The organism is Seleniivibrio woodruffii, from assembly GCF_029267515.1.
Lineage (GTDB): Bacteria > Chrysiogenota > Deferribacteres > Deferribacterales > Geovibrionaceae > Seleniivibrio > Seleniivibrio woodruffii_A.
The window spans coordinates 90,656-103,030 of record NZ_JAJUIS010000003.1; the positions used below are offsets into that span (position 1 = coordinate 90,656).

Genomic DNA, 12,375 nt, shown 5'->3' on the forward strand with positions numbered 1-12,375 from the left:
GAACTAATAGTAAAATAAGCTGTTTAATGCAGCTTTAGTTTGGCACAAAAAACCTGTTTTGAAAATATGAAAAAAACCGCCCCGCTACTTAACACTTGAAATTTGCGTTCAAGAGTTTAAAATCGCCTTTTCCGTATAATTAAAAGGTGAGTTTATGAAAAAAATAATAGCGTTTCTGCTTTCGCTGGCGTGCTTTTCGGCATATGCGGCGGGCACCCCGAAACAGATAGGAATTTCCCAGATAGTTGCACATCCCGCTCTTGACCTTGTACAGAAAGGTATCATCGACGGCGTGGAGAAGTGCGGGCTTAAAAACGGCAAAGACGTCGTTTTCGACGTTCAGCTTGCGAACGGAAACATGGTGACTGCGGGTCAGATAGCCGACAAATTCATCGGTGCGAAAAAAGATCTTGTAATAGGCATAGCCACGCCCACAGCACTCGCCCTTGCAGGTGCGTATATGAAGGGTTCGCCCAAAACGCCTGTGATATTCTCTGCCGTGACAGATCCTGTTGGCGCAAAGCTGGTCAGGAATATCAAAAAACCGGGCGGGAGCATCACAGGAGTGAGTGACCTTCTCCCCATTGATACTCAGTTTCAGCTTATCTTCGATATGGGGGTTAAACCCAAGGCTGTCGGTATAATCTATAACGCCGGCGAGCAGAACAGCCGTTCACAGCTTGAACTGGCAAAAAAAGCAGCTGCAGTGCGCAAAGTTAAGCTGGTTGAACGCGCCATTGCAAGCTCTGCGGACGTTGCCGCCGCAGCGAACGGACTCATTGGGCAGGTGGGCGCTATATTCATCACAACAGACAACACTGTCGTATCCGCTCTTGAATCTGTATTGAAGGTTGCCGACGCGAACAGGGTTCCGGTATTCATGTCCGATACTGATTCCGTTAAAAGGGGCGCTCTTGCCGCCAGAGGATTCGATTACTATAAACACGGTGTCCAGACAGGCGCTATGGTATGCAGGGTTCTGAAAGGAGCGAAGCCTGCGGATACGCCTGTTGAGTTTCAAAAGGAACTGCAGCTTGTGATCAACGCTAAAACCGCGGCGAAAATAGGATTCAAGGTTCCCGCCGCGATGCTTAAAAACGCTGACGAAGTTATAAAATAATGACAGCATACGCATTACTGGGGGCCGTTGAGCACGGACTTATGTTCAGCCTCATGGCTCTCGGTGTTTTTCTTACATTCCGCGCTCTTGATTTCCCCGATCTTTCCGTGGACGGTTCGTTCCCTCTGGGTGCGGCTGTCTGCGCGGTCTGCATAACAAAAGGCGTAAACCCTTACGCCGCAGTTGCTGCCGCGGGTATCGCGGGAGCCTGCGCCGGATCCGTTACGGCATTTCTCAACACAAAACTTAAAATATTGAACCTGCTGGCAGGTATCCTGACCATGATAGCTTCCTATTCGGTTATTCTGCGCATCATGGGGATGCCGAACCTGCCCCTTCTGGGTTATGACACTATATTCACCCCCATTGAAAGTCTCGGATTTGCGCCCCAGACGGCGGCGATAATCTTTTCCGGCTGTGCGGCGGCGCTCACGGCGCTGTTTCTTATCTGGTTTTTTCATACTGACATGGGGCTTGCACTACGCGCGACGGGGGACAATATGAAGATGGTGCGGGCACAGGGCATAAGCACTGACAGGATGATATTCATAGGCGTTTCTGCCAGCAACGGTCTTGTTGCAGTCTGCGGAGGCATTGCCGCGCAGTCTCTCGGTTTTGCTGACGTCAACATGGGTATCGGTACCGTCGTTGCGGGGCTTGCATCGGTGATCGTGGGCGAGGCTCTCCTTTCAAGCCGAAGTGTTCTGCGGGCTGTTGCAGGTGTCATCCTCGGCTCCATGATATACAGGCTGGCGATAGCCTATGCGCTGTCGTTCCAGATAGGTGAATTCCGTTTTTCACCCGGCGACCTGAACATGATAACCGCGGTGATAGTCATAGCGGCGCTCTCCTTTCCGGGGCTGCGCAGAAAGGTTGGTGTGGGAAGATGATTGAGCTTGTGAACGTACGCAAGGTGTTCAACCCGAAAACGGTGAACGAGAACGTCGCCATAAAGGGGCTGAACCTGAAAATAGATAAGGGCGAGTTTGTCGCTGTTATAGGCAGCAACGGAGCGGGCAAGTCCACCATGCTTAACCTTATAGCGGGGATTCTTCAGCCGGACGGCGGACATATCCTAGCCGGCGGGAGGGACATAACCGCGCTTGCAGACCATTCGCGGGCATCTTTCATCGGTTCCGTTTTTCAGGATCCGCTTAGCGGAACGGCAAAGTCTCTCACCATTGAGGAGAATATGGCAATAGCCCTTAAAAGGGGGCGCGGCAGGTGGTTCAGAAAGGGGGTCAACAGGAAGAACAGGCAGTTTTTCGCGGAAAAGCTGGCTGCGCTTGGGCTTGGGCTTGAAAACAGGCTGAAGACCAATGCGGGGCTTCTGTCCGGCGGTCAGCGTCAGTGTCTCACTCTTCTGATGGCTGTAATGGCAAACCCAGAGATACTCCTTTTGGATGAGCATACGGCTGCGCTCGACCCGAAAACAGCTGAGCTTGTGATGCGGCTCACTGCGAAACTTGTTGAGGAGATGAATCTCACCTGTCTGATGGTGACCCACAACATGAAACAGGCCATTGAGTACGGTTCCCGCATAATAATGATGCACGGCGGGGAAGTTGTTGTGGACGTGCGCGGGGCGGACAGACAGGGGCTGAAAGTTGCGGATCTGATGCACATGTTTGAAAAGGTGCGCGGAGAGGGTCTGGAAGACGACAAGCTGCTGCTCTCTTAATCTGCGAACGGCAGTCCGATCCATTTTCAATCTTAATATTACATTTCTTTGATAATAAAAGGCTCAGTCTGGACTATATTTATTATGGCGGCAAAACTCCGTTGTGAGGCATGTCATGTCAGTTCAGAAACGCACCTTTATTTTTATCACGGCTATAATTATTCTCATCTGCGCGCTTTACACAGGGCTTCTGGAGTATGAGGGAGCGAAGCAGGCGGCAAAAGCGGCAAGAGAGAAAAAAGATGTTATTACAGGACTTTATATTGATTTCCCTATCCGGATAGACAAGCTGCTCAGCCAGAAAACGCGGGAGATTGCATCGGACGGAGAGGTTGTTGAGGCTTTGAAAGCGGCGGATCGAAAGGCGCTTGTGTCGGCGGCTTATAATCTTTATGAGCGGCTTGCCGACGAGTTCACCCGCGAAAAGGTCATAATGAATTTCATCCTGCCCGACGGCACCGTCCTTTTGCGGATGTCTGCGCCAAAGGTTTACGGCGACGTTGTTAAAGGGAGGCGTGTTCTTTTTGATAAAGCCGTGGAAACGGGATTTTCCCAGTCGGGAACTGAGGAGGGCGCAAGCGGTATATTCATCCGCAACATCCTGCCTATCTATTCCGGCGGTGTCTGCATAGGCTATGCGGAGACTGGAGTTACCCTTGATTTTCTTGTGAAGCGGATAAGCTCCACCATGCGTATGGACGGCGCTGTGCTTATATTCAGCCGCTTTGCCGATATGGTTTCCGATATAACCGATTACACACGATTTTCAGACAGATACATGCTGTTCAGCACTGACGACGCACTTTTCCGTGTTATACTGCAAAATTTCTACGAAGACGGAGGCGGTGAGAAACATGAATCGTATATGAATAAACGGTATCATGTAATAAACGGCATAGACATCTCCGACGCCACTGGCACTGTAATAGGCGAGCTGGTCTTTCTTGCGGACGAAACGGGGCAGTATCACAAAATGATGCGGCACATCGTCATTTCCGCCCTCATCGGTGTTTTCATAATCCTCATTTCAGTTCTTGTCATGAAGCGTAACTTTATAGACCTGATAGGCGACCTTGAATACAGGCACAACAAGATAGAGCAGCAACTCAAAGATTACAGCAAAAATCTTGAATCACAGATGGATACGGCACTGGAAAAGCTGGCGGAAACAGAGCAGACCATACAGAACCGGAAAAAGATGTCCGATATTGAGCGTATCACCGACGCAATGTCTCACAAACTGGCGAAGCCGCTTGCGGAGATAAAGAACAGCGTACAGAAAACTGAAAACACAGCCGCAACGGAACAGCAGCTTGGGCTTATAGCCGAGATGGAGCAGTATCTTGACGAGGTTAACAGCTATTTCCGCAGATATGACGGTAAAGAGGTTTTCGACGTTTCCGAAGAGATACAGGCGCTTCTCTACATAATGCGCAGCCACCTGAAACAGAACGGCATCACGGTGGTTTTTACGGAAGAGGAGGGGATGGGAACGGAAGTGTTCGGTTACAGGGGCGAGTTTAAGCAGGCGCTGATGAATATCATATCAAATTCGGCGGATGCTCTGAAATCTAAGCATCACAATACACATGGCTTTGAACCGTCAGTTCGCATAAATGCAGAGACGGACGGAGGCAGCGTGCGGGTGGTTGTAACGGATAACGGCGGCGGTATAGAGAATATCGGGCGCATATTCGATTCGGGATACACCACAAAGGGCAACGGGCACGCCGGACTCGGACTGTTCATCGCGAAAAATATAATTGAAAAACATATGAACGGGCGGATATACGCCCACAACACGGAAGACGGCGCGTCTTTCGTCATCCTTGTTCCCGTTTTCCAGTCCTGACCCTTGACATTGCGGCAGGATGTGCAATCATATGAAAAATTATATATTGCACGGAGGCTGGAATGACCGAAAGGTTTGACAGGGGAGCGAAAAACTGGGATGAGAAACCGCGCAGGATAAAGCTGGCAAAAAGCGTCTGCGAGAGCATACGGACGCGGATAAACATAAAAGAGGGCAGCAGGATAACCGATTTCGGCACAGGAACGGGGCTTATTCTGCTGGGTCTTTCCGACGTTGCCGGAAAACTCACTGGACTTGATTTTTCCCGTGGGATGCTGGACGTTCTGGAGGAGAAGGCAAAGACAGCGGGAATAGAGATACACACCCGCGTGTTTGATATTGAGACAGACGAGTTTGAGCCTGATGGCGCGGACATTATCACTTCAAGCATGGTCACACATCACCTGAAACATCCTGAGAAACTTTTTGAAAAGGCTTACAGAGGTCTTGCTGCGGGAGGATATCTCTGCGTAAGCGACCTTTACGAAGAGGACGGAGGATTTCACGACGACCCAGGCGGAGACGTGCACCACCACGGATTCAGCACTGAACTTGTACGCAGTCTTTTTGAAAAAGCTGGTTTTAAAGATATAACCGTTGAGAAGGCGGCGGAGGTTGAAAAGGTGAGAGGCGGCGTTGTCACCGCCTATCCGGTATTTTTAGCAACAGGGATTAAATAACTTCCTCTGCGGTCTGTGTATGTTTTTTGTCTCTGAGCAGATGTACCAGAAGATAAACAACAGGCGTATCCAGAAGTGCTATCACAAGTTTTATTGCCCATTGACCGAGAATCAGGGGTATCACAGGCATCTGTCCGTAAAACGCGATGGTTATGAATATCACCGAATCAAGAAGCTGTGACATTGCCGTGGAGACGTTGTTTCTTATCCAGAGATGCTTGTCTCCGGTTTTGGTTTTTATGAAATGGAACAGCCATACGTCGTGATACTGGCTGATTAGATATGCTGTCAGGGACGCAACGATGATTCTGGACGAAGACGAAAGCACGGATGAATAAGCCTCCTGATTCTGCCAGAAGGGCGCGGAGGGAAGCGCAACCGATATCTGGATGAGCACGGCAACCACAGCAAGGCTGACGAATCCGCCGGCAACTATGTTGTTAGCCGTTTTTCTTCCCCATATCTCCGTTATGGTGTCGGAAATTATAAATGTTATTGAATATGCGAGTATACCCGCCGGTACCACAACTCCCGCTATTGTGATTATCTTGCTGGCGAGAACCGAGGCTATCGTCAGCGATGAAATAAATACTGCCGCGAGAACGGCAAGACTTCTGTCGTTCATTTTTTCCTCTTTTTGGTGTATAAATGCGGAATATAACCCTATGCGGGTTAAAAATCCAGATAAAAGTGAGGTCGATATGCGTTACTGGCTTATGAAATCTGAACCCGGATGCTTTTCCATAGACGACCTGAAGGCGCTGCCAGAAAGCACAAGCCCATGGGACGGCGTGAGAAACTATCAGGCGCGCAATTTCATGCGGGACGATATGAAGGTTGGCGACAGGGTGCTTTTTTATCACTCAAACTGCGACGAGCCCGGTGTTGCCGGTGTTGCTGAGATTGCGAGCGAACCCTATGCTGATTTTACTGCGTTCGACCCCGCGAACAGACACTACGACCCGAAATCCGTGCCGGAAAAGCCTGTCTGGATGATGGTTGACGTGAAATTCATCGATAAATTCGACAGGGTGGTCTCTCTGAAAGAGATAAAGGCGGACGACAGACTTTCCGGTATGGAGCTTGTGAAAAAAGGTTCAAGACTGTCTGTGCAGCCCGTGTCTGAAAAGGAATACGGTACAATTCTGAGAATGGCAGGATATAATGAGAAAAATTAACAAAAAGGTCCCCGAGGGGGAAGCGATCGGGTTTCTTAAAAGAGGACAGGTGGTTTATCTTGCGCTGGCGGACGGGAACACTCCTTATTGCGTACCCATGAGCTACGGATATAAGGACGGTGCGCTCTATATGCACTGCGCACACGAAGGGCGCAAGATTGACATGATAAATAAAAATCCGCTTACGGCGTTCACTGTGGTTGCCGACAGCGAACTGATAAAAAAAGAGACATCGTGCGGCTGGACGATTCATTTTGAAAGCGTTATGGGCGAGGGCAGGATAGAGATACTCAATGGCGATGCGGAGAAACGCGCCGGACTGGATGCCATAATGGAACATTACGGCAGATTTGAAAACAGCTATCCCGACGAGATTCTGGGGAGAACCTGCGTACTGAAACTCACAATAAACAGTTATACAGGCAAGAAATCTCCTGCGCCGTCAAAGGGTGTCTGAGATGTCGAAAGAAAAATTTCCGGTGACTCAGGCGGTGCGTGTTCTGCGGGACAATAAGGCGGAGTTTGAACCCCATCTTTACGAATACGTTGAAAAAGGCGGCACGAAACATTCCAGCGCGGCGCTGGGTGCGGACATACATACCGTTATCAAGACCATAATACTTGAGGACGAAACGAAAACACCCATAGTGGTGCTCATGCACGGGGACAGGGAGATATCCCTGAAAAAACTGGCGAGGGACATTAACGTTAAGGTCCTGAAACCATGCGAACCGGACACCGCCAACAAACATACGGGCTATCTGGTGGGAGGAACCTCCCCCTTCGGAACGAAACGAGCCATGAAGGTTTATATGGAAAAGACCATAGCAGACCTGCCGCGGATATACATTAACGGCGGCAAGAGGGGCTTTCTGGTGAATATCGCTACGTCGGATATGATGCGTATCCTGAAGCCTGAAGAGGTTGAGGTTGCCATCGATAAATAGCGGCTTTTGTTTTGACTATGGTTCGTAATCCGGCTAAACTTGAAGCATGATATACAGTAAAGAGTTGAGCAGACGTGTAGTTTCCGTGGGCGGTTTTTCGTTTCTTTTCGCATATATTCTGTCTTTTCTGTTTGAGGGAAGAGTTCTTTACAGCGTTCTGGAATACCACGGCGTGCCAGAGAACAACATGATACTCTCCGCCATAGTTGCCCATTTTGCCGGGCTTTTCACATGCGGATTTTTTGTACGCTCTCTGGAAGCGGCGAAGAAGAACGTTCTTGCCGGAATGGCGGTAAGTGTTGTCTGCACGCTGCCTTTCTTTTTCAGACCGTCTTTTCTGTGGCTGCCTTCGCTTGTTGTCGCAGGCTATTCGTCCGCTCTTGCCGTCGCCTCATGGGGCTATTTCCTGAAAACCTTCACTCCGAGAAATCAGCGCATAAAAACCTGTGCAGACGTGCTCATATATTCCAACATAATCATGATATTCGTCAATATGTCCGCAGTACATATTTCCGGCACAGCGGGACTTGTTTCGGCTCTGCTTTGCGTTCTGACCGGTGGCTATTTCATACTGAGGCTCCCGCTTAATGTCCAAGAGAAAAAATGCTGCGCGGAAAGCGGGGGCACGAAAAAGCCCATGCTTATACTGTTCCTGTTCGTTTTCATAATCACCATAAATTCAGGGCTTATGTATCAGGTGATGAATCCCGCCTTCGAGCATCTTACAACGTTAACAAGCTGGTACTGGGCAGTACCCTACATAGGTGCGCTCATTGTAATGCGTAACCTGCCGGGCAGGATAAGCCGGTATGCCATACTCTATTTCGGAATGGCTACAATAATTGCTTCATTCATCTGTTTCATGCTGCTTGGGCGGGGCGCTTCAGACTATCTCATTGTGAACACGCTTATGCTCGGCGCCTGCGGGATATTCGACCTTTTCTGGTGGAGCATCATCGGCGATATGCTGGACTATACCGACAATCCCGCCAGGATGTTTGGGATGAACCTTTCCGCAAATGTTCTCGGCGTGCTGTGCGGCGGCGCCATAGGTATGTTCATCACATCGGCGAACCTTGCCGATTCCGAAGTCGCCGTCATTGCCCTTACGGTGGTGTGCATCACCCTTGCCATGCTGCCGCTGCTCAACCGGATGCTGGTTATGAAGCTGAAAAGCCACGCTTATCTCATGGATGAGGAGTTTTTCGTCCCGCAGGAGGCTTTCCGCAGAGACAAAGTTGAAACTTTTGAACCGCTCACCGCAAGGGAACAGGAGGTTTTACACCTTATTCTTTCGGGTAAATCCAACAAGTCCATTGCCGATACGCTGAATATAAGCGAAAGCACCGTAAAAACCCATGCCCGCAATATCTTTTCAAAATACAGCGTCAGCAGCCGCGCAGAGCTTATAAGTCTTCTTCTTCAAAACAGATAGTCGTTTACACCCTTTTCATACTTTAGTATTAGTCATTTTTTAATCAATTTCAGCCTTACGGTCGATGTGTTTCCGGTTTTTATTTTCTATACTTGTATATCAACAGCACAGGAGGAAATGGGATGGCAAGGTCGGTGTCGTTTACATTCGTGCGGATTGTTTTGTGTTCGCTTGCGCTGCTGGTGGCGGGCTGCGGCGGGGGAGGCGGGAGCGCGGAACCTGTAGGCACCGAAGAGGTCTCTCTGTCAGATACGGGCGAAGACAGAAAAGCGGCGGAAAAAGCAGGTGCAATCGCTGTCAGAAAATATATTGAGGCGCGTCTTCTTACTGAAAAATTCATAACATATGATTTTTCAAATCCAGATAGACCTGAGCTTGAAGCTATCATTGACGAGGCGCTTTCCGCATGGGCGGAGGCGGAAGAGATAGCGGAGAAGGCTGAAACTGTTGCAGCGGCTGTGGAGGCGAAAGAGGCGGCGAAGGGAAGAATATTCAGCCTGTCGGGCAGAAATGCTGCTCAGGACTGGGCAAATGAGCTTATAAACAGCTTTGACGCATACCCCGCCGGAAAAAAGATAAGAGGTCTCGCGGCTCAGCTTGGTGTTGACGCGAAAAAAGCGAACGAGCAGCTTCATCTGGCAAAGCAGATAATAAGCGCGGATGCGGAAGACGAAGCGGAGATGTGGGACGACCTGATGAAAACGGCTATGGCTACGAAGACAGTTTGTAAAACAGGACTCTTTGTGACGGGAATGATAGCCACAGGAGGAAGCATAGGAGCCATTGCCGGCGGTTCGACGTCGCTTATGACGGCGGGCGGCATAATAGTGGGCGGTGCGGATACAATAGTTGATATAGGCACGACAACCAGCACTATCATCCTTGGTGAAAAAAACAGGGTGACTGTCGGGTTTAACGATATAAAAGAGAAGCTGGGTCCTTTGTCTTCGGTCGTGGGACTTATAACTTTCAATCCCGCTGAAACGGGGGAGCAGCTTTCTTATCTGGGCGAGAGTATTCTGGATTTTGTCTATGAAGGCAAAGTGCTGGGCGGGTTGATAAAATGGGAGAACGGCACTCCGGCGGGAGTTGACATATCCGAAATGCCGCTGGACGGCAGATCGCTCCAGACTGTTGTACGGGAACTTGAGTCTATGGGGTACACGGTTGACGAGGAAACGGTGGAACAAACTGCGGACAGCATCGCCGAACTGGTGCAGGAAGGGTCTGACATCAGTTTCGAAGAGGTGAGCGCTATAATGGATGACCTTCTGGCGGAGGTTACGCCAGTTGATGATAATGATGACGACAGCACGGGCGGAGAAGACGGAGGCGACACCGGAGACGATACGGGTGACGATACGGGTGACGATGACACCGGTGATGACGGCGGCGGCAACGACAACGACAGCGATGTACCGCTTACGATAGGAGATGTTGCGGGATATTATAACGTAACCATGACCGTGGCAAACCCTGATGATAATCCTGATGCACCGGACAGGAGCGCCACTATAAGGGTGTGGCAGACCGATTCTTCGACTAACATATTGAATGTGAACGTGTCTTCGGGCTATTTCGTGTTCGACAGTATTACACTTACGGCAGCAGGAACCAGTGCCGGTGAGAATCTGTCGTTTTCCGGCAGCATTACCGGAACGATATCAATCAGCGGATATCTCGTATACGGAATACCATATTATGTAAGCGGGGTGAAGATTCCCTGATATAAAATGGCAACATGTTTCACGGCAGCATAACGGGGACCAAAGCGCTTAAAGGTTGTTCTCTTATCCTCCTATAAGATTGAAAGGCTCAAAGGGGGCAACCTGAAAGCAGAACCCAATATAAGGCATGCAACTATATACATTTGTGCTGTCGTGTTATTGCTGAACCTTGGTTAGGGTTCATATTAAAAAAAGCGGGTGTGAAAGCCCGCTTTTTTTCTTGAGGTATGATATGAGCAAGCGCACGCGGAGTTCGCAGCATCCGCGGCGCAAATAGAAATTATGATTTTTAAAGAAATTTGGACAGTTCGGCAAGCTCCTTCGCCGCCTTTTTGTCGAGGCGTGCATCAATACTGTTTCTGATATAGAGGTTTTTAGCGTTTATCACGGCTTTGGATACCGCCTGCATCTGCTGTGCGACATTCAGCTCTTCGTCGCCTCCGATTATCATTTCGATAACCTTAGACAAATGCCCGTTCGCCCTCTGTAATCGTTTAACAATCTCTTCGTTTGCCGTCTGTTCCATATAAGTATCCTATCCTATAGGATAGGATATGTCAATGAAAAAAACTTTAAGCGGGCAAAAAACCTTGACGCAATATAGCGGAAAGTGCATATTTGACTGGTGAACATCTCGGAGGATGAAAATGAAAAAGACGATTTTCCTGCTTATTGCTCTTATGTCCCTTTTTGTTCTGTCCGGCTGTTTCGGCAGCAAGGAAAAGGCAGAGGAAAAACAAGGTATCCAGACCGTTTCAAAAGGTTATCTTGAGGAACTGAAAAAGCAGTATGCCGGAAAGACCCTCGTTGTTAACTTTTTTGCTTCATGGTGCCCCCCCTGCCGGGGTGAAACTCCCGACTTTGTTAAAGCGTATGAAAAATATAAGGATCAGGACTTCGTTATTGTCGGTATCTCCGTTGACAAAACCGCCGAAGACGCGCAGAAGTTTGTTGATGAGTTTAAGATAACTTACCCCGTTGTACACGGCGACGACAGTCTCGGCATGGAGATGAGTGTTAACACCATCCCTGTTTCCTTCATTTTCAAACCGGACGGCAAACTGTTCGACAGGGCTGAAGGTCCCCTTTCCGAGACCCAGCTTGAATATATCGCTACAAAATTGAAATAATATCCGGATTTGCCATTGATTTTATGTTTGGCAAAACTATTTTTATCATAGGTATTACGGTTGATCCGGAGGAATCTTAATGATAGAGACAACGGTTAAATGTGTCATCAGAGAGCCGCTTACGTCCAGATATGTTCTTTTACTGGAAACACTTTGCGGGCACTATCTTATCCCTGTCAATGTCGGAGACCTTGAGGCTGAATCGATCTACTGTGTTTTAAACAGGATCAACACTCCCAGACCCATGACATACGAGTTCATTGCACGCATCATAGACAGCATAGACGATGCAAACCTTGACCGCGTTGTTGTGGACAGGTACGAGCAGGGAAACTATAAAGCGAGCATCTATGTTATCTGCAACAAGTCGGAGAAAAAGATAGACTGCCGCCCCTCAGACGGGATAGCCCTTGCCATGCGGATGGGTATACCGGTTTACGTTGAAGACAATATCTTATGCCCCTCCTGTTGTGTGGACCGCACAAATATCAACGAAAAAGACAATAAGGTGCTTGCCAATCTGATAGACGATCAGGACGGTCCTCTCTGGCACATCTGATAAAATCAAATATGTTTTTCCGCAATGTTATACAATGAAATTGCCGTTTAACGATTTATATGTGTA

The 12,375-nt window shown here is 48.9% G+C and carries 14 protein-coding genes; 12 read left to right on the forward strand and 2 right to left on the reverse strand.

Going from position 1 to position 12,375, the window contains the following annotated elements:
* The first annotated feature begins 154 nt into the window (after nucleotides 1-154).
* The 5 genes from Q7P67_RS04445 (at nucleotide 155) to Q7P67_RS04465 (ending at nucleotide 5,333) form a co-directional block, all read left to right on the forward strand.
* Entirely contained in the window at nucleotides 155-1,120 is a 966-nt protein-coding gene (locus tag Q7P67_RS04445) for an ABC transporter substrate-binding protein (RefSeq protein ID WP_303850699.1), read from the forward strand.
* On the forward strand, nucleotides 1,120-2,010 hold the full coding sequence (locus Q7P67_RS04450) for an ABC transporter permease (RefSeq protein WP_303850700.1): 891 nt from the start codon (nucleotides 1,120-1,122) through the stop codon (nucleotides 2,008-2,010). The genes Q7P67_RS04445 and Q7P67_RS04450 overlap by 1 nt, the downstream gene beginning before the upstream one ends.
* Nucleotides 2,007-2,801, forward strand: coding sequence for an ABC transporter ATP-binding protein (locus Q7P67_RS04455; RefSeq protein ID WP_303850701.1), 795 nt, complete (start codon nucleotides 2,007-2,009; stop codon nucleotides 2,799-2,801). Before Q7P67_RS04450 ends, Q7P67_RS04455 begins: the two co-directional genes overlap by 4 nt.
* A gap of 115 nt (nucleotides 2,802-2,916) precedes the next feature.
* On the forward strand, nucleotides 2,917-4,653 hold the full coding sequence (locus tag Q7P67_RS04460) for an ATP-binding protein (RefSeq protein ID WP_303850702.1): 1,737 nt from the start codon (nucleotides 2,917-2,919) through the stop codon (nucleotides 4,651-4,653).
* 62 nt (nucleotides 4,654-4,715) lie between these two features.
* A complete protein-coding gene (locus Q7P67_RS04465) occupies nucleotides 4,716-5,333 on the forward strand; it encodes a class I SAM-dependent methyltransferase (RefSeq protein WP_303850704.1) in 618 nt (205 codons plus the stop codon).
* Here Q7P67_RS04465 and Q7P67_RS04470 read toward each other — a convergent pair.
* On the reverse strand, nucleotides 5,326-5,958 hold the full coding sequence (locus tag Q7P67_RS04470; RefSeq protein WP_303850705.1) for a queuosine precursor transporter: 633 nt from the start codon (nucleotides 5,956-5,958) through the stop codon (nucleotides 5,326-5,328). The two genes, Q7P67_RS04465 and Q7P67_RS04470, sit on opposite strands and share 8 nt — an antisense overlap.
* 76 nt (nucleotides 5,959-6,034) lie before the next feature.
* On the opposite strand from Q7P67_RS04470, the gene Q7P67_RS04475 reads away from it, so the two are divergent.
* From Q7P67_RS04475 to Q7P67_RS04495, 5 genes are all read left to right on the forward strand, one after another.
* Nucleotides 6,035-6,511, forward strand: coding sequence for an EVE domain-containing protein (locus Q7P67_RS04475; RefSeq protein ID WP_303850707.1), 477 nt, complete (start codon nucleotides 6,035-6,037; stop codon nucleotides 6,509-6,511).
* Nucleotides 6,498-6,968 (forward strand): pyridoxamine 5'-phosphate oxidase family protein, encoded by a 471-nt coding sequence (locus Q7P67_RS04480; protein ID WP_303850708.1) that lies wholly within the window; start codon nucleotides 6,498-6,500, stop codon nucleotides 6,966-6,968. Before Q7P67_RS04475 ends, Q7P67_RS04480 begins: the two co-directional genes overlap by 14 nt.
* A 1-nt stretch (nucleotide 6,969) precedes the next feature.
* The gene (gene ybaK / locus Q7P67_RS04485) at nucleotides 6,970-7,458 is read left to right on the forward strand and encodes a Cys-tRNA(Pro) deacylase (RefSeq protein WP_303850709.1); all 489 of its coding nucleotides are present in this window, start codon (nucleotides 6,970-6,972) and stop codon (nucleotides 7,456-7,458) included.
* Between the two features lie 46 nt (nucleotides 7,459-7,504).
* Nucleotides 7,505-8,893: a LuxR C-terminal-related transcriptional regulator gene (locus tag Q7P67_RS04490; protein ID WP_303850710.1), complete on the forward strand. Its 1,389-nt coding sequence runs from the start codon at nucleotides 7,505-7,507 to the stop codon at nucleotides 8,891-8,893.
* Nucleotides 8,894-9,015: 122 nt separating this feature from the next.
* Nucleotides 9,016-10,620, forward strand: a complete 1,605-nt coding sequence (locus tag Q7P67_RS04495; RefSeq protein WP_303850711.1) for a hypothetical protein — start codon at nucleotides 9,016-9,018, stop codon at nucleotides 10,618-10,620.
* A 289-nt stretch (nucleotides 10,621-10,909) separates the two neighbouring features.
* Here Q7P67_RS04495 and Q7P67_RS04500 read toward each other — a convergent pair whose 3' ends face one another.
* Nucleotides 10,910-11,146: a metal-sensing transcriptional repressor gene (locus tag Q7P67_RS04500; RefSeq protein WP_303850712.1), complete on the reverse strand. Its 237-nt coding sequence runs from the start codon at nucleotides 11,144-11,146 to the stop codon at nucleotides 10,910-10,912.
* A gap of 121 nt (nucleotides 11,147-11,267) precedes the next feature.
* Between Q7P67_RS04500 and Q7P67_RS04505 the strand changes: the two genes are divergently transcribed.
* Nucleotides 11,268-11,750: a TlpA disulfide reductase family protein gene (locus tag Q7P67_RS04505; RefSeq protein ID WP_303850713.1), complete on the forward strand. Its 483-nt coding sequence runs from the start codon at nucleotides 11,268-11,270 to the stop codon at nucleotides 11,748-11,750.
* Nucleotides 11,751-11,829: 79 nt separating this feature from the next.
* Nucleotides 11,830-12,309 carry a bifunctional nuclease family protein gene (locus Q7P67_RS04510; RefSeq protein ID WP_303850714.1) on the forward strand — a complete coding sequence of 160 codons (480 nt, stop codon included), beginning with the start codon at nucleotides 11,830-11,832 and terminating at the stop codon, nucleotides 12,307-12,309.
* Nucleotides 12,310-12,375 lie beyond the last annotated feature (66 nt).

What these genes read in the sequence shown, in the direction of transcription:
- Q7P67_RS04465 (WP_303850704.1), top strand. Translation starts at nt 4,716, where the DNA reads ATGACCGAAAGGTTTGACAGGGGAGCGAAAAACTGGGATGAGAAACCG.
- Q7P67_RS04490 (WP_303850710.1), top strand. Translation starts at nt 7,505, where the DNA reads ATGATATACAGTAAAGAGTTGAGCAGACGTGTAGTTTCCGTGGGCGGT.
- Q7P67_RS04500 (WP_303850712.1), bottom strand. Translation starts at nt 11,146, where the DNA reads ATGGAACAGACGGCAAACGAAGAGATTGTTAAACGATTACAGAGGGCG.
- Q7P67_RS04505 (WP_303850713.1), top strand. Translation starts at nt 11,268, where the DNA reads ATGAAAAAGACGATTTTCCTGCTTATTGCTCTTATGTCCCTTTTTGTT.
- Q7P67_RS04455 (WP_303850701.1), top strand. Translation starts at nt 2,007, where the DNA reads ATGATTGAGCTTGTGAACGTACGCAAGGTGTTCAACCCGAAAACGGTG.
- ybaK (WP_303850709.1), top strand. Translation starts at nt 6,970, where the DNA reads ATGTCGAAAGAAAAATTTCCGGTGACTCAGGCGGTGCGTGTTCTGCGG.
- Q7P67_RS04450 (WP_303850700.1), top strand. Translation starts at nt 1,120, where the DNA reads ATGACAGCATACGCATTACTGGGGGCCGTTGAGCACGGACTTATGTTC.
- Q7P67_RS04445 (WP_303850699.1), top strand. Translation starts at nt 155, where the DNA reads ATGAAAAAAATAATAGCGTTTCTGCTTTCGCTGGCGTGCTTTTCGGCA.
- Q7P67_RS04475 (WP_303850707.1), top strand. Translation starts at nt 6,035, where the DNA reads ATGCGTTACTGGCTTATGAAATCTGAACCCGGATGCTTTTCCATAGAC.
- Q7P67_RS04480 (WP_303850708.1), top strand. Translation starts at nt 6,498, where the DNA reads ATGAGAAAAATTAACAAAAAGGTCCCCGAGGGGGAAGCGATCGGGTTT.
- Q7P67_RS04470 (WP_303850705.1), bottom strand. Translation starts at nt 5,958, where the DNA reads ATGAACGACAGAAGTCTTGCCGTTCTCGCGGCAGTATTTATTTCATCG.
- Q7P67_RS04510 (WP_303850714.1), top strand. Translation starts at nt 11,830, where the DNA reads ATGATAGAGACAACGGTTAAATGTGTCATCAGAGAGCCGCTTACGTCC.
- Q7P67_RS04495 (WP_303850711.1), top strand. Translation starts at nt 9,016, where the DNA reads ATGGCAAGGTCGGTGTCGTTTACATTCGTGCGGATTGTTTTGTGTTCG.
- Q7P67_RS04460 (WP_303850702.1), top strand. Translation starts at nt 2,917, where the DNA reads ATGTCAGTTCAGAAACGCACCTTTATTTTTATCACGGCTATAATTATT.